This window comes from Sorangium sp. So ce296 (assembly GCF_051529605.1).
In the GTDB taxonomy this organism is placed as follows: Bacteria; Myxococcota_A; Polyangia; order Polyangiales; family Polyangiaceae; genus Sorangium; species Sorangium cellulosum_D.
The window spans coordinates 12,226,206-12,241,357 of sequence record NZ_CP150325.1 but is presented as its reverse complement, the minus strand read 5'-3'; the positions used below and the strand labels follow the sequence as shown (position 1 = coordinate 12,241,357).

The 15,152-nt window shown below is 69.6% G+C and carries 12 protein-coding genes; all 12 read right to left on the bottom strand.

The features are described from left to right. Positions 1–93: 93 nt before the first annotated feature. The 12 genes from WME98_RS45150 to WME98_RS45095 all read right to left on the bottom strand — a co-directional run bounded on the left by WME98_RS45150 (position 94) and on the right by WME98_RS45095 (position 14,732). Positions 94–1,353 carry a pectate lyase family protein gene (locus WME98_RS45150; protein ID WP_437947786.1) on the bottom strand — a complete coding sequence of 420 codons (1,260 nt, stop codon included), beginning with the start codon at positions 1,351–1,353 and terminating at the stop codon, positions 94–96. Positions 1,354–1,418: 65 nt separating this feature from the next. Next, positions 1,419–2,909 carry a right-handed parallel beta-helix repeat-containing protein gene (locus tag WME98_RS45145; protein ID WP_437947785.1) on the bottom strand — a complete coding sequence of 497 codons (1,491 nt, stop codon included), beginning with the start codon at positions 2,907–2,909 and terminating at the stop codon, positions 1,419–1,421. A 258-nt stretch (positions 2,910–3,167) separates the two neighbouring features. Beyond that, complete coding sequence (locus WME98_RS45140; protein ID WP_437947784.1) at positions 3,168–4,853, bottom strand: pectate lyase; 1,686 nt, start codon at positions 4,851–4,853, stop codon at positions 3,168–3,170. A gap of 100 nt (positions 4,854–4,953) precedes the next feature. Continuing rightward, positions 4,954–5,313, bottom strand: a complete 360-nt coding sequence (locus tag WME98_RS45135; RefSeq protein ID WP_129575856.1) for a cupin domain-containing protein — start codon at positions 5,311–5,313, stop codon at positions 4,954–4,956. A 27-nt stretch (positions 5,314–5,340) separates the two neighbouring features. After that, entirely contained in the window at positions 5,341–6,012 is a 672-nt protein-coding gene (locus WME98_RS45130; RefSeq protein ID WP_437947783.1) for a bifunctional 4-hydroxy-2-oxoglutarate aldolase/2-dehydro-3-deoxy-phosphogluconate aldolase, read from the bottom strand. 13 nt (positions 6,013–6,025) lie between these two features. Further along, positions 6,026–7,114: a PfkB family carbohydrate kinase gene (locus tag WME98_RS45125; protein ID WP_437947782.1), complete on the bottom strand. Its 1,089-nt coding sequence runs from the start codon at positions 7,112–7,114 to the stop codon at positions 6,026–6,028. 11 nt (positions 7,115–7,125) lie between these two features. Continuing rightward, positions 7,126–7,887: a 2-dehydro-3-deoxy-D-gluconate 5-dehydrogenase KduD gene (gene kduD / locus WME98_RS45120; protein ID WP_437947781.1), complete on the bottom strand. Its 762-nt coding sequence runs from the start codon at positions 7,885–7,887 to the stop codon at positions 7,126–7,128. A gap of 5 nt (positions 7,888–7,892) precedes the next feature. Then, a complete protein-coding gene (locus WME98_RS45115) occupies positions 7,893–9,239 on the bottom strand; it encodes an MFS transporter (protein WP_437947780.1) in 1,347 nt (448 codons plus the stop codon). A gap of 128 nt (positions 9,240–9,367) precedes the next feature. Beyond that, on the bottom strand, positions 9,368–10,990 hold the full coding sequence (locus tag WME98_RS45110; RefSeq protein WP_437947779.1) for a carbohydrate porin: 1,623 nt from the start codon (positions 10,988–10,990) through the stop codon (positions 9,368–9,370). Positions 10,991–11,709: 719 nt separating this feature from the next. Further along, positions 11,710–13,002, bottom strand: a complete 1,293-nt coding sequence (locus WME98_RS45105) for a TRAP transporter large permease (protein ID WP_437947778.1) — start codon at positions 13,000–13,002, stop codon at positions 11,710–11,712. Between the two features lie 21 nt (positions 13,003–13,023). Then, entirely contained in the window at positions 13,024–13,680 is a 657-nt protein-coding gene (locus WME98_RS45100) for a TRAP transporter small permease (protein ID WP_437954103.1), read from the bottom strand. Beyond that, positions 13,680–14,732, bottom strand: a complete 1,053-nt coding sequence (locus WME98_RS45095) for a TRAP transporter substrate-binding protein (RefSeq protein ID WP_437947777.1) — start codon at positions 14,730–14,732, stop codon at positions 13,680–13,682. Before WME98_RS45095 ends, WME98_RS45100 begins: the two co-directional genes overlap by 1 nt. Between the last annotated feature and the right edge of the window lie 420 nt (positions 14,733–15,152).

Below are 15,152 nucleotides of genomic sequence, written 5' to 3'. Positions count from 1 at the left end.
GATGGCCCGTGGTCCCGGGACTCCGAAGCACGCCGGGTGCCAGGGCACACGGGAGTCTGTGCCGTCAATGAGGTGCGCTGTGCGCGAACGTCGTTATCTCGGACCAGCGCACCGTGTCACGACGTCCTTCAACGAGGCGCCGGCCGGGTCCAGCGCGACGGTGTATGGCGGGGTGAACGCGCTCCCCTGCCCCATGTCCTTCCGGGTGGTGTCCGACAGGCCGAAATAGGCATTCCCGCTCGCCACGATCTGCGCGGTCGGCTCGCCGTCGTAGAAGACGTGCGGATCCTTCACCCCGTCGAAGGTGTTGTTCTCGATCCGGAGCCGGGCCTCGAGGCCGCCCCCGATGGCGTAGTTGTTGCCGGCCGCCGAGTAGTAGTTGTTGAAGACGTGGACCTCGCCGAAGCGGACGCGCGGCATACGCTCGATCACGCCGTCGGCCCACCAGTTGTGATGGAACGTGACGCGGAGCCTCCCCGTGTCCTCGCCGCTGTTGTTGTCGCTGTGGCCGACCAGGTTCGAGAAGCGGTGCGCGGGATCCGGCGCGTCGCTCGTGTAGTGGAACTTGCACCACGAGACGGTCACGAGGTCCGAGCCGTGGACGACGTCGAGGTTGCCGTCCAGCGCGTCCCAGATCTCCACGTGATCCACCCAGACGTGGTGGGCGAAGTGGATCTGGATCCCGTCGTCGGCGGTCGAGCTGGCGTCGATCTTGAGGTTCTGGACGATGACGTTCTGGATCGGCGCGTCGATCGACTTCCCCCGGATCTGGAGCCGGCCCCGGAGGGTCGCGTCGGGGCCCGCGCCGATCAGCGTCTTGTTCGACGCCACGTCGATGTCCACGCCGCTGATGTCGATGTCGCCGGCGATCTGGATGATCAGCGGCTCGGGGCTCTCGGCGTACTCGACGAGCTGCTCGGTCGTGGTCGCCGTGACGGTCATCCCGCCGAGGCCGCCCGTCGTGGTGGCCACGCCGTGGCCGCTCACGCCCGCCCACCCGATCGGCGCGCTGGCCGGGCAGCCGTCGACCGTGCCGCCGCCGCCCGCGCCGGAGCCGGAGCCGCCCGCGCCCTGCCCGCCGCCGCCGCCCGCACCCCCGCCGCCGGCGCCGCCGGTCGCGCCTCCCGCGCTGCCCGTGGTCCCGCTGCTGCTCGCGGTGCCGCCGCTGGTCGTGCCGCCGCTGCTCGCCGCGCCGCCGCTCGCGGTCGACGACGCGCCGCTGGTCCCGGCCCCGGATGACGTCGCGCCGGCCGCGTCGCCGCCGTCCCCCGACGCCGCGCAGCCTCCAGCGCCAGAGAGCGCGACGAGGGCCGCCGCGAAGGGGGTGAAACGATTCGACCTCTCATGCCGCATGATTGCCTCCTGAAAGCGTGAAGAAAGACCTTGCGTGGAGGCCCCGGATCAGGCCTCCTCCGGGCTCACTGGACCTCGAAGGCGCCGAGGTCGGGCGCGGCGCCGGCGTACGGGAGCGCGGGGCCCTCGGTCGAGCCCGCGTCGATGAACTGGCTCGTCGGGGCGAGCCGCAGAAAATCCGTCGCCGGCAGGCTGCCGTCGGGGTCGCGGGGGGCCTTGGCCAGCGCGCGATCGAGGCTGAGGAAGTCGGCGTCGGTGGCGCCCTCGAACGCGTTCGAGACCGCGGTGCCGACCGGCTCGTCGCTGGACTTCCTCGCGTGCGAGATGTTGTTGATGAACGTGTGGAACCCGCCCTCGCCGAACGCGAAGTTCATGGATCCGTTCAGCCACCCCGTGCAGTTCTTCACCGTGATGTTGCCGACATTGTTGTTCTCGTCGAAGCCGCGAACCTTGTTGCCGAACGCGACGGAGCGGGTGATCACGTGGTCGGACGCGAGGCCGTTGCTCCCGCCCATCTTGAAGCCGTTGCCGTTGCCCATGTACGGGACCGGAGGCGGCGTGCTCATGTACCCGCCTTCCTTGTAGCCGTTGTCGAAGGCCCAGCACTGGTCCAGGAGGACGGGCTTCAGCGGCTTGCCGTTGCGGTTGAACATGTCCCAGCCGTCGTCCGAGTTGTTCCAGGCGCGGCAGCCGTGAAACTCGTTCCCCTCGCCGACGTTCAGCTTGGGGGCGAAGCCGTCCGCGTCGCCGCCGTCGGGCGGGTCGAAGTTGCTGTACGAGTCGCAGTTGATGATCTTGTTGTGGGACGGCCACTCCTCCTCCGGGGTCTCCAGCTCGCCCAGCCGGCCGCCGAGCTGGAGCCCCGAGTCCCGGTTGTGGTGGAAGACGCAGCGCTCGACGACGTTGTGGTGCCCCGAGATGAAGAGGCCGTTGTCGCCGGCGTTGGCGATCTCGATCCCCTGGATATGCCAGTAGCTGCCGTGCAGCTCGACGCCGCGCGGGCTGGCCGGGTCGCCCTTCTTGTAGTACTGGTCCTTGAACTCGAGCACGGGCTCCTCGCCGGGATAGGCGAACAGGCGCTTCCTCTGCTCGGGCGTCCCGTCGTTCCCGTGGGAGATCTCGACGGTCGGGACGTAGAGGTACTCGCCCCCGCGCAGGTAGATGGTCTGGCCCGGCCGCACCAGGGTGATCGCCTTGTAGAGCGTGGTGGGCGCGTCGATGGTTCCGGGGTTGTCCTCCGCGCCGTCGGGGGCGACGTAGAGGTCGTCCTCCGAGGGCGGCAAATCCATACCGCCGGCGCCCGCCGAGGTGCTGGCGCCGGAGGAGACGGACGTGGCCCCGCCCTGCCCTCCGGTGCTGGCCGTCGTCGAGCCGCCGCCCGGTCCTGCGGTGGTGGACGTCTGGCCGCCCCCCGACCTCACCGTGCCGGCGCCCGCGCCCCCGGTCCCGCCGGAGGACCCATCGGGCTGGCCGGCGGGATCGCCGGCGTCGCCGCAAGAGGCTGTCGATGCGAGCAGGAAACCGGCGCCGAGCGCGGCGAAGATGAAAGAGCGCATGCCGATGTCTCCAGGGCTAGGGGAATGCCGCTTCGCCAAGCCCGTCCTGGTCATTGACAACAAGAAATTGAACCACAGAGGCGCAGAGGGCACAGAGGAAAGAGAGACAGAGAGAGAAAGAAAGAGAGAGAACTTTCAGCTCCCTTCTCTTCCCTCTGTGTCCTCTGCGCCTCGGCGGTTCCTTCTCATCCCATCAGGAACGGACCAAGGCGGCGCGGCACCAGCGGGTGCGGGGCGAGGGCGGGCGCCCTCGGGCGCTCACTGCACGGGCGCGACGTAGGAGATGAGGACGCCCATGTTCTTGATGAAGCTCTCCACGGTGATGCCCGTCGGCGCCTCCACGGGCGGGTACCCCGCCGGCGCCTTGCTCGGCTCGTAGGGCGAGGTGTCGTTCAGGTCACCGACGTGCGTCGTGGCGTAGGTGTCTTCGAGATAAGGCTCCGCGGTGCCCGGGCCGATGGGGGGGTTGGTGATGTACGTGAGCTTGACCGGCCAGTAGCCCTCCTGGTTGAGCTCGCTGACGACCTTCTGCGCGTCCGCCTCGGTCACCGGCGTGGTCGTCATCGTGCGGCCGACGTAGAGATCGACGAGCGACACCTCGCGCAGCGAGAAGTACTTCGGCAGCTCCGCCGGCTCGTCGGTCTTCAGGGGCGAGCCCGCCGTCAGCTCCTCAGGCGATTTGGCCTTCAGCTCGTCGTAGCGCTTGCGCATGGCGGCGACGTCGAGCTTGCGCGCCTGCCCGTAGTGGCCAATCGGCTTCGCGGGGTCCTTGTCGAAGTAATACTCGCCGTTGACGACGTTCGAGCCGCGCCGGTGGACGTAGAGCGGAACGTCGGTCCCGATCTCGATGTACGTGGGGTGCGTGCGATCGGGGAAGAGCTCGATGAGCTCCGGCGTGAGCTTGACCTTGTCCAGCCAGTCCAGCGCCTCGGGCACGCGGGCGATGTACCTCTCGTCCCCGGTCAGCTCGTAGAAATTGAGGAGCTGCTGGATGTTGTTGGCCGTCGTGTGCGTGGTCAGCGCCGTGGGCTCGTACGTGCGCGCGCCCACCGGCTCGCCCTCGAGCGTGAACTGCAGACCCCACGCGGGCTGCGGCGCGGGCTGCTGCATGGCGACGAAGTTGCCCATGGCGCGCTCGATGTTGTCGAGCAGCTCAGGCTGGCCGAGCGCCATGCGGCACATGATCAGGAACTTGATGTTCTCCCCGGCCACGTCGTCGTTGAAGGTGACGAGGCTCGTGTAGTCGGGCTTGCCCTCCTCCTTGCTCATCAGCGGGAAGCGCTGCGGCCAGCCGCCCCCCGGGTACTGGGCCGTGGTGACGAAGCCGATCGCCTTCTCGAGCGGCCCGCGGAACCGCTCGTCCTTCTTCTCGAGGTACATGCGCAGGAGGAGCTGCGAGGCCACGGCGGTGCCGGCGTCGTCGAACGTCGCGTTGCCGTAGTAGTGGTGGAACTCCTCCAGCCGCCATCCGTTCTGGCCGATGGTCTCGTACCAGTCCTTGAGCGACGCCTCGCCCGCGAAGTCGTAGATGTAGTTCCAGCCGCCGGCCTCGTGCTGGGCCTCGATCAGGGCCAGGGCCACCTGCTCGGCGGCCTTGTAGAAGAGCTCGTCGCCGGTCGCGTGGTAAGCGTCCAGGTAGGCGTGACCCATCGACGGCGTGCCGGGCGGCTGCACCCACAGCATGGTGCGAAACGCCTCCATCTCGCCCCAGCTCTGGGAGAGATCGGGGAGGTAGCTCCACACGTAACCGCCCTTGTACGCGACCTTCTCGCTCATGAAGGTGGCCGCGCGCTTCATCGCCTCGTAGTACGGCGCCATCTCGGGCGGCACCTCCGGACCGGGGCCCGGGCCGGGACCGGGACCGGGCTCCGGGTCGCTGTCCTCGCCGCAGGCGGCCAGCACCACGGGCAATAGCATCGACATCGCGAACGTTCTGCGTTTCATAGATTCCTCGATCGCACGGGGGCGCTGCGTCGGTCACAGGCCCGCCGAAAAGACATGATGATTGTGGTGAATTGGCGAGGCAGGCGGGGCCTCGCCGCGCTCAGGGCATGTAGTCCTCGCGGGCCGGCGTGAACACGTCGAGCACGACGCTCGGCTCGAACGCCCAGGCCTGGTGCTCGACGCCCCCGCGGACCACGAAGCTGTCCCCGGCGCGCACCTCGAACTCCTCGTCCGCGCACGAGAACTTGAGGTGTCCGGAGATGACGTAGACCAGCTGATCGTGCGGGTGGCTGTGGCGCGCGCCGGCCCAGCCGATCTCCATGTGGTGCTCGACGAGCATCATGTTCGCGTTGTGGGCCAGGATGCGGCGCTTGAGCCCAGGCTCGGGCGTGAAGAACACGACCTCGCGGCTGCGCACGCGCATGAGGCTCGGGACATCTCTCTTTTGAAGGCTGCTCATGGTTCTTCTTCTTCTTCCTCGATACGACTAGGCCCGCGCGCCGCCCTTGAGATCGGCCCGCGCGGCGCTCACCACCGACATGAACTCGCGCGCGCGCTCGGTGAGGACCTCGTCCTTGCCCGCGGCGAGCGCCGCGGCGTCGACGAGCTCGCCGCCGACCCCGAGCGCCACGGCGCCGGCCTCGATGAAGTCCCTGGCGGTCGTCAGGTTGACCCCGCCGGTCGGCAACATCTTCACGTCCGGCAGCGGCGCGCGCAGGGCGCGCAGGTACTTCGCGCCGCCCATCGCCGAGCACGGGAACACCTTCACCGCGTCGGCGCCGGCGTTCCACGCGGTGATCACCTCGGTCGGCGTGAGGCCCCCGGGGAAGACCGCCTTGCCGAGGTCGTGCGCCGCGCGGATGACCTCCAGGTTGAGCCCCGGGCTCACGATGAACTCGGCGCCGGCCTCGATGCACCCGCGGGCGGCGTCCGCGGTGAGCACGGTGCCCGCGCCGACGAGGACGTGGCGCCCCATGCGGGAGGCGATCTCGTGCATGACCGCTAGGGCGTCGGGGACCGTCATCGTGATCTCGATGACCTCGATGCCGCCCGCGCGGAGCGCGCGAGCGGCCCGCACGGCGAGCTCTCCGCTCGGCGCGCGCACGACGGGGACGATGCCGATCTCCTCGATGCGGCGGACGACTTGCTCTCTGTTCATGGTTCTACCCTCGTCACCGCTCGATCCTCGCGCCGCCGCCGCCCATGGCCCGCCGCACCTCGGCGAGCGACGCCATCGAGGTGTCCCCCGGGGTCGACATCGCCAGCGCCCCGTGCGCCACGCCGCACTCGAGCGCCCACTGCGGGCCCTGATCGGCCAGGAGGCCGTAGATGATCCCCGAGGCGAACGAGTCGCCGCCGCCCACGCGGTCGAGGATCTCGATGTCCCGCTGGGCGACCTCGTAGAACTCGCCCTTGTAGTACAGGATGCCGCCCCAGCCGTTCACGCTGGCGGTCTTGGCCGTCCGGAGGCTCGTGGCGACGACCGAGATGTTGGGGTACGCCGCGACGACCTCGGAGATCATCCGGCGGAACCCGTTCGTGTCGAGCTGGCTGTAGCTCGTGTCCACGCCGGAGATCTCGAATCCGAGGCCGGCGACGAAGTCCTCCTCGTTCCCGAACACGCAGTCGACGTAGGGCATGAGCGCGCGGTTGACCTCGCGCGCCCTCTTTTGGCCGCCGAAGTTCTTCCACAGCGAGGGCCGGTAGTTGAGGTCGTAGGAGATCCGCACGTCGTGCTCGCGCGCGACTTCCATGGCCTCGCGCGCCACGCCGCCGGCCGCCTCGGACAGGGCGCAGAAGATGCCGCCCGTGTGGAACCAGCGCGCGCCGCGCTCGCCGAAGATGGTCTTCCACGGGAGGTCGCCCGGCTTCAGCTTGGACGCGGCGCTGTGGCCGCGGTCCGAGCACCCGGCGGCGGCCCGGGGCCCGAAGCCGCGCTCGGTGAAGTTGAGGCCGTTGCGCACCTCCCGGCCCACGCCGTCGTAATCGACCCAGCGCAGGAACGACGTGTCGACCCCGCCCTGGAGCATCAGATCCTCGATGAGCCGGCCGACCGCGTTGTCCGCGAGCGACGTGACGATGGCGGTGCGGAGCCCGAAGCAGCGCCGGAGCCCGCGCGCCACGTTGTACTCTCCCCCGCCCTCCCCGACGTCGAACGTCCGCGTCGTGTGGACGCGGCGCTCGCCCGGGTCGAGGCGCAGCATCACCTCACCGAGGCTCACCTGATCCCACGCACAACCTTTTGCACTGCGAATCTGCATCTTCCCGCTCCTCAACGGCCCATCCAGCCGCCGTCGACGACCAGCACGTGGCCGTGGATGTATTTGCTCGCCTCGGCGCACAAGAAGAGCGCCGCCCCCGCGATGTCGCTGGCCTCGCCCCACCGGCCGGCGGGGATGCGCTCGAGGATCTGGCGGCTGCGCGCCTCGTCGGCCCGGAGCGCGGCCGTGTTGTTCGTCGCGATGTAGCCGGGCGCGATCGCGTTCACGTTGACGCCCCTCGCCGCCCACTCGTTCGCGAGCGCCTTGGTCAGCTGCGCGATCCCGCCCTTGGACGCCGCGTAGGCGGGGACCAGGATCCCGCCCTGGAACGAGAGCAGCGACGCGATGTTGACGATCTTGCCCGACCCCTGCTCGAGCATGTGCTTGCCGGCGATGCGCGACAGCCGGAACGCGGACGTCAGGTTGACCTCGAGGAGGAGGTCCCAGTCCTCGTCGGAGTACTCGACCGCCGGCGACCTCCGGATGAGCCCCGCGTTGTTCACCAGGATGTCGAGGCGCCCGAGCTCGGCCTGCGTCCTCCGGATGAGCTCCTCGTGCGCCGCGCGGTCGGCCAGGTCCGCGGCCGTCCCGATGGCGCGCCGCCCGAGCCTCCGCACCGCGTCCATCGTGGCCTCGCCCGGCTCGTCCTTGCCGTGACAGGCGATGTCCGCGCCCGCGGCCGCGAGCGCCGTCGCGATGGCCGCGCCGATCCCCGTGGCCGAGCCCGTCACGAGCGCGACCTTGCCGTCCAAACGAAACGGATCGTTCGTCATACCAACTATCCTTGGTTCAATCGCGCGGCCTCGAGCCGCGGCACGAGCAGGTGAATGATGGCGAGCGCGAGGAGGTACGCGGACGCGGCCATGATGAAGAGGGTCGAATAGCTCCCGGTGAGCTGCAGGACGTGGCCGGCGATCTGCGCGATGAGCATGCCGCCGATGGCGCCGGCCATGCCGCCGAGCCCGACGGCCGACCCGACGGCCTGCGACGGGAACATGTCCGTGGTGAGCGTGAACAGGTTCGCCGAGAAGCCCTGGTGCGCGGCGGTGGCGAGGCCGAGCAGGAGCACGGCCACCCACAGCGAGTCGGTGCGCGTCGCGAGGAAGACGGGCGCGACGCCGAGCGCGCACACGAGCATCGCGGTCTTGCGCGCCGCGTTCGCGGTCCAGCCGCGGCGCATGAGCGTCGAGGAGAACCAGCCGCCGGCGATGCTGCCCACGTCGGAGAGCAGGTAGATCGTGACGAGCGGCGGCCCGATCTGGAGCAGGTTCAGCCCGTGCTTGCGGTTGAGGAAGTCGGGGACCCAGAACAGGTAAAGCCACCAGAACGGATCGGTCATGAACTTGCCGATGGCGAACGCCCACGTCTGGCGGTGCGGGACGAGGGTGAGCCAGCCGATCTTGCCCGGCGACGGCGACGGCTCGCTCGTGATGTAGGCCCGCTCCGCCGGCGAGACGCGCGGGTTCTGCGCGAGGGGGGAGTAGAGGATCAGCCACGCGACGATCCAGAGCGCCCCGATCGCGCCGGTCAGCGCGAAGGCGGCGCGCCAGCCCCAGGTCACCGCGATCCACGGCACCACGAGGGGGCATACGATCGCGCCGATGTTGGTGCCGGAGTTGAACAGCCCGGTCGCGAGCGCGCGCTCCTTCTTCGGGAACCACTCGGCGATCGTCTTGAGGGCGCCCGGGAACATCCCGGCCTCGCCGATGCCGAGGGCGAACCGGGCCGCCGAGAGCCCGCCGGCGCTGCCGACGAGCGCGTGCGCCGCCGCCGCCAGGCTCCAGAACCCGACGGCGAACGAGAAGCCGCGCCGCGTCCCGATGCGGTCCATGAGGCGGCCCATCGTCAGCATCCCGATCGCGTAGGCGGCCTGGAACGACGTGACGATGTTGCCGTAATCGATATCGTTGTAGCCGAGCTCCTTCTGGAGCGTCGTCTTGAGGACGCCCAGCACCTGGCGATCGACGTAGTTGATCGTCGCGGCGGTGAACAGGAGGGCGCAGATCACCCAGCGGTAGCGCCCGACGCCGGTGATGACGGCCGGCGCGGCGTCGTCGCCGTAGCTCCGCTCGGCTCCCGCGAGCAGCGGAGGAGCGCTCACGGAGACGTCAGGTTTCATGACCATGCTCACCTCCCCACGTTTTCGCGAGCGGTAGGCAGCTCATCATTCGAAGATCCTCTCTCTTTGTGTGTTAAGAGCCATCACGCTGGCTTCGGTCCCGCGGCGAGCGGGAGGAGCACGCGAGATCTGCGTCAGAACGCCGGGCTCGCCTTGAAGATCCACTCGACGTTCAGGCCGAAGAAGTGCTCCCACGTGCGCTTGCTGAACACGTCGTCCTGCGGATAAAGGGCCTTCGCGCCCTCGTCGCGCCGGGTCACGAGCCAGATGAAGCGGAACTGCGGGCGCTTGAAGTCGCCCTTGCCCGCCGCGTTCAGGAACGGCACGAGCCCGAAGCGCACGAGGCTCGCGCTGTGGTGGCTCGCTCCGGGGTGCGCGCCCGGCGCCGCGGGGTCGGCCGGCGGCGGGACCCTCCCGCGCCGCTGGGCCTGGTACGAGCCCTCGACGGCGATGCCTCCCCAGTCGCGGATGTAGTAATGCGGTCGCACCACGAAGATGCCTTCGTCCAGATCGGCGAAGTCGAACGGCTCGCTGGCGTTGCGGAACGAGCGCACGTACCCCGAGGCCATCAGGCCGAGCTTCCCCGTCTCGTAGTTGCCGCTCATGGTGAACATGAGCTCGTGCGCGCCGGATGCGGTGCCGTCCGGCGCGGGCTGCGTGGGGGAGCCGAACTCGCCGTAGGCCGCGAGGTCGCCCGCGTAGCGGAGGAAGAGGTGCAGGTGCCCGTTGTCCACGCCGGTGAACGGGCTGATCTGCGCGCCGATGACGTACCCGGAGTCGCGCGGCAGCCGCTCGTACACGCCGGCCTCCGCCGTCTCGCGCGTGCCCGACGGCAGCTGGTGCAGCTCGCCGTAGAGGATGCCCTTGACCCCGCCCTTCTCCCCGATCGGGACGGTGTGGCTCGCCTTGAAGCTGGTGATGAGCCGCTGGCGATCGAGGAGGTTGACGTTCGCCGTGCCGGGCTGGTTGAGCGCCGGCGCGCGCTCCACCGTCTGCAGGTAATACGGCGTGAGCGGCCGGTTGACGCCGGCGTGCGCCGCGAAGTACGTGCGCTTCGAGGGCAGGTCATAGCGGACGCCCCCGCCCAGCGTGTTCAGCCAGTCGAGCGGCCAGAAATCGAGCAGCTCGGAGTTGTCACCGCGGTAGAGGCGCGAGCCGATCCACACGGACAGCCCCTTGACGCCGAGGTCGCGCTCCTCGACGAAGGCGTTGCGCACGGACATGTTGACGTTCCACGGCCGCGCGTTGTTGTAATGGAGGACCGGGGCGTCCACGACGAGGCGGACGGCGGCCCGCGTGGTGGCGCCGGTGGACTCCCAGTAGTCTTGCCGCTCCAGGTCCAGCTGGATGAACGTGGACTCGTCGAGGCGCGATCCTCTCAAGACGATGTCGGCGTCGCGCCCCGGCCCGAGCTCGGCGTCCGTGGCCGCGACGGCGCGGCTGACGGCGCCGAAGAAGAACCCGCTCTCCACCGGCGGCGACGGCGGCGCGGAGGGCTCTTCTTTCTGCACCGGCTGCTGGGAGGGGGGGACGGCCGCGGCCCCGGTACCTCCGGCGTCGGGCGCCGGAGCCGCGCCCTGGGCGGGCGCCGCCGCGGCGGGCGTCTCGGCGGGCGGGTCCGTCGCCTCGGGCGCCTGGTCCGGCGCCGTCGGAGGAGGCGACGGCTGCCCTTTGGCGACCGAGGGAGCCGCGCAGAGGGCGGCGCCGAGCAGCGCGCAAGCCAGGTTGCGCGCGCTCGCGAAGCCGGTAGTTGGCACAGCCGCGCCTCCGCCTGCCGAGCGCGCGCCGCATCGCGAGCCACGCGGAACATCATGCCCAGATTGGCAACAGGGATTGACGATGGAATTCAAGAGTGCGCCGATCTCGTGAAGGGTTGGACCTGCGCCTGCGCGATCAGCGGGGCTGTCGTCGAGGCGAGCGACGCCCGACAGCACGCCTTGTGGCTCGCTCCGCGTGGGGTGCGCTGGCAGCGTCCATGCTCGATTGCAAACCACGAGCCAGGGGCACACAGCGCCGCAGCGGCGCCGTGACGCGCGCGACGCGCGGAGGTGTGACGCGCGCGACGCGCGGAGGTGTGACGCGCGCGACGCGCGGAGGTGGCGCTCCGAGCTGGGGCCCGACCGCAGCCGCTTTGGGCCGGATCCGACCGGAGCGCACGACTTGCCCCGACGCGCCCCCGCGACGACCTGGCGCGCTCCGCCTGAACGGGAGGCAGATTCCCCCGCAACGCCGTAAACCCCCGGTTGACATAGGCGACAGCGGTGATTGACGCGCGCAGGGGCCGGCGCTGTCGCGCATGAGCGCCTGCGGTAGCGGCGAGCGCCCATCGAGGATGAGCGTGCGAGTCCAGGAGGGGTTTGAAGGAGCGCCGGAGCGGAGCTCCTCCGGCGGTGCGCGGGGCGGCGACGGCGTCGAGAGCGGCCTTCCCGCCCTGCCGGCGCGGCGCGGTGCGCGTCGCGGGCGCGGGGGCGCGGCCTCAGAGGTTGAACTGCGCCGGGAGCCAGAGCGAGAGCTGGGGCACGTAGCTGATGAGCATCAGCGCGACGATCATGGCGGCGAACATCGGAATCATCGGCCGGACCACCTTTGCGATCGTGGTCTTGCCGACGCCGCAGCCCACGAACAGGCAGGTGCCCACCGGCGGGGTGCACAGGCCGATGCACAGGTTCGTGACCATCAGGACGCCGAAGTGCACCGGGTGGATGCCCATCCCCGTGACGACCGGGAGGAAGATGGGCGTGAAGATCAGGACCGCAGGCGTCATGTCCATGAAGGTGCCCACGACGAGCAGGAGCACGTTGATGATGAGCAGCGTCGCGAACGGGCTCTGGGAGATCCCCAGCATCGCCTGGCTGACGCTCTGGGGCACCTGCTCGAAGGCGAGCACCCAGCTCATGGCCTGGCTGGCCCCCACCAGGATCATCACCACCGCCGTGGTCTTGGCGGACTTGAGCAGGATCCGCGGCATGTCCTTGAGCTTGACCTCACGATAGAACAGCGTCCCCAGCAGGAATGCGTAGGCCACGGACACCGCGCTGGCCTCGGTCGCCGTGAACACCCCGGCGAGGATCCCGCCCATGACGATCAGGATCAGGAGCAAGCTGGGGATCGCCTGGGCGAAGCTCCGGACGACCTCGTTGAACGGGACCTTCTCGCTCACGCCCACCGGCTGCTTGCGGTTGGCCAGGAACGCCACGACCATGATGCTCAGGCCCACGAGGAGGCCCGGGACGACGCCGGCCAGGAACAGCGCGGCCACCGACACGTTCCCGGCGACCACGGCATAGACGATCATGATGTTGCTCGGAGGGATGAGCAGCCCGGTGGTGGCCGAGGTCGTGGTCAGCGCGACGCTGAACTCCCTCCCGTAGTTCTTCCGCTCCATCTCGGGGATCATGAAGCCTCCGATGGAGGAGACGGCGGCCGCCGCCGAGCCCGAGACGGCCCCGAAGAGCATGCACGTCAGCGTGTTGACGTACGAGAGGCCGCCGTGGAAGCGGCCGACCACGGCGCTCGCGAAATCCATGAGCCTGCGGGCCATGCCGCCCTCGCCCATGAGCAGCCCGGAGAGGACGAAGAAGGGGATGGCGAGCAGCGGGAAGCTGGCGATGCCGGTCGAGATGCGCTGCGCCACGATGTAGGCCGTGGGCACGTCGCCCAGCGAGGCGATCGTCAGCACCGTGGAGAGGCCGATACAGACGGCGACCGGCACGTTGAGGAGGAGCAGCGCGAAGAAGCTGAACACGAGGATGAGGACTTGGATTTCCATGGCGGGCCCGGCTCTGGAAGGTTATGCGTCGGTGACGGGCTCGCCTCTCCTCGGCGACACCCGCCCGGTGAACAGCTCCACCAGGTTTTCGATGCAGAACATGAGGAAGAAGACCCCGCTGATGGGCACGGCCAGGTAGGCGTAGCCCACCTGGATGTCGAGCGCGGGCGACGTCTGCTTGGACTCGAGCGTCTTGACGACGAGCGTCCAGCCGCCGTAGATCAGCGCGAACGCGGCGAAGAAAGCCACCAGGAGCTCGATGGCGATCGCCGCGACGCGCTGGGCCGCCGGGTCCATCTTGCCGACGAAGTAGTCGACGCCGAGGTGCGCTTTCTCGCCGTAGGCGAGCCCGGCGCCGAGGAGCGAGATCCAGACCAGGAGATAGACGGCGAGCTCCTCGGTCCAGCGGCTCTGGTTGCCGAGCACGTAGCGGGAGAAGACGCCCCAGAGGGTGTCGAGCGTGAGCACCGCGAACGCGGCGACGAGCACGACCTCCAGGGTCCTGATCAGGCCTGCGTGCAGCCTGTGCAGCGGCCCGACGACGGCCGGCGCTCGACGCCCCGCGCTCGGCGCGCCGGCCGGGCCCACGTCCGGCGGTTGTACAGGCGACGGCGGCTCCTGAGGAGCGCTCGTCTCCTCGTCGAGCAGGAGCCCTGCCCTTCGCTCCTGGACGTCCATCACTCGACCTCCTGGACGCGCTTCACGAGCTTGCCGAGCTCCGTGCCCTCGAGGCGGTCGTACATGGGCTGGACCTGCTTGCGGAACGGCTCCTTGTCCGGCCGGTGGATGGTCACCCCCGCCTTCTTCAGCGCATCGAGGGACTCCTGAGTGCTCTTCTTCCACGCCTCGCGCTGGAAGACAGCCGACTCATCGGCCGCCTCCTGGACCCACCGCTGGACCTCAGGGCTCAGCGACTCCCAGATCTTCTGGCTGAACAGGATGATGTCGGGGACGCTCGTGTGCTCGTCGAGCGAGTAATGCTTGGTGACCTCGAAGTGACGGCTCGTGAAGAGGCTGGGCGGGTTGTTCTCGGCCCCGTCGACCATCCCCTGCTGCAGCGCGGAATACAGCTCGCCGAACGCGATCGGCGTCGGCGCGGCGCCCATCTGCGAGACCATGTCCATCGCGGTCTTGCTCTTCATGACGCGGATCTTCTTGCCCTTGAGATCCGCGGGGCTCATGACGGGCGCGTCCGCCGTGTAGAAGCTCCGGCTCCCGGAGTCGTAGTAGCAGAGGCCCCTCACGCCCACCTTCGCCCCGGCCGCGGCGAGATCCTTGCCAACGTCGCCGAGGAGCACCTTCCAGAAGTGGTCCTCGTCCCGGAAGAGGTACGGCAGCCCGAAGAGCGCCATCTCCGGGATGAAGCTCTCGAGCGGCGCCGTGGAGGTCTTGACCATCGCCAGCGCCCCTCGCTGCACCTGCTCGATGCTCTCCGTCTCGCTGCCCAGCTGCCCGTTCGGGAAGATCTGCAGCTGCACGGCGCCGCCCGATTTCTTGTCGAGCTGCTTCGCCATGTACTCCATGGCGACGTGCACCGGATGCGCCTGATCGAGCGCGTGCGACAGCTTCAGGACCACTTTCTTCGTGCCGGCGCTCGCCGCGCCGGCAGCCTGCCTTTCACCAGCGCCCTCCGCCGACGCGGGGCGGGCCAGCACGGAGAAGGCGCCGGAGGTGACGATGGTCCCCAGCAGGCAACCGAGCACGAGGAAGGAGACGGCTTTCTTGTCCATATCGATGCACGCTGGAATCGGGGTTATCGGTGAGGGTTGAACGGCGCTGCGCAGCGCGGCGCCCCGGAGGCCGATGGCAGCCCGCGGCAGGCACGCCTCGACGGCGGCCACGCGCGGAGCTCAGGGGCGCTCGGCCCATGGACCGCGGTTGTGCAATCGCTGCGCCAGGGAGGGGGCTGCGCCCTCCCGCGCTCGCCGGGCGCTCCCGGGGTCCCCGCGCGCCGGGGCGCTCCCGCTCGAAGAGACGCTGCCTCCCGGAGACACCGTAAACCCTGGCGCCGCGGCCCTCGGCGCCCGACGTCTTCATCTCGCGCGCGCCCTCCGGAGGCGCGGGGCGGGTCAGCAGCGCGAGCGCGCGGTAGGCGAGGATGGCCCCGAGCAGGTAACAGAGCGCGATGAAGAAGGCGGTCATCTTGGCCA

Excerpts from the sequence above, each read along its gene's own strand:
- WME98_RS45100 (WP_437954103.1), bottom strand. The coding sequence starts at position 13,680 with ATGGACGTCCAGGAGCGAAGGGCAGGGCTCCTGCTCGACGAGGAGACG.
- WME98_RS45130 (WP_437947783.1), bottom strand. The coding sequence starts at position 6,012 with ATGAACAGAGAGCAAGTCGTCCGCCGCATCGAGGAGATCGGCATCGTC.
- WME98_RS45095 (WP_437947777.1), bottom strand. The coding sequence starts at position 14,732 with ATGGACAAGAAAGCCGTCTCCTTCCTCGTGCTCGGTTGCCTGCTGGGG.
- WME98_RS45125 (WP_437947782.1), bottom strand. The coding sequence starts at position 7,114 with ATGCAGATTCGCAGTGCAAAAGGTTGTGCGTGGGATCAGGTGAGCCTC.
- WME98_RS45145 (WP_437947785.1), bottom strand. The coding sequence starts at position 2,909 with ATGCGCTCTTTCATCTTCGCCGCGCTCGGCGCCGGTTTCCTGCTCGCA.
- WME98_RS45140 (WP_437947784.1), bottom strand. The coding sequence starts at position 4,853 with ATGAAACGCAGAACGTTCGCGATGTCGATGCTATTGCCCGTGGTGCTG.
- WME98_RS45115 (WP_437947780.1), bottom strand. The coding sequence starts at position 9,239 with ATGGTCATGAAACCTGACGTCTCCGTGAGCGCTCCTCCGCTGCTCGCG.
- WME98_RS45150 (WP_437947786.1), bottom strand. The coding sequence starts at position 1,353 with ATGCGGCATGAGAGGTCGAATCGTTTCACCCCCTTCGCGGCGGCCCTC.
- WME98_RS45105 (WP_437947778.1), bottom strand. The coding sequence starts at position 13,002 with ATGGAAATCCAAGTCCTCATCCTCGTGTTCAGCTTCTTCGCGCTGCTC.
- kduD (WP_437947781.1), bottom strand. The coding sequence starts at position 7,887 with ATGACGAACGATCCGTTTCGTTTGGACGGCAAGGTCGCGCTCGTGACG.
- WME98_RS45135 (WP_129575856.1), bottom strand. The coding sequence starts at position 5,313 with ATGAGCAGCCTTCAAAAGAGAGATGTCCCGAGCCTCATGCGCGTGCGC.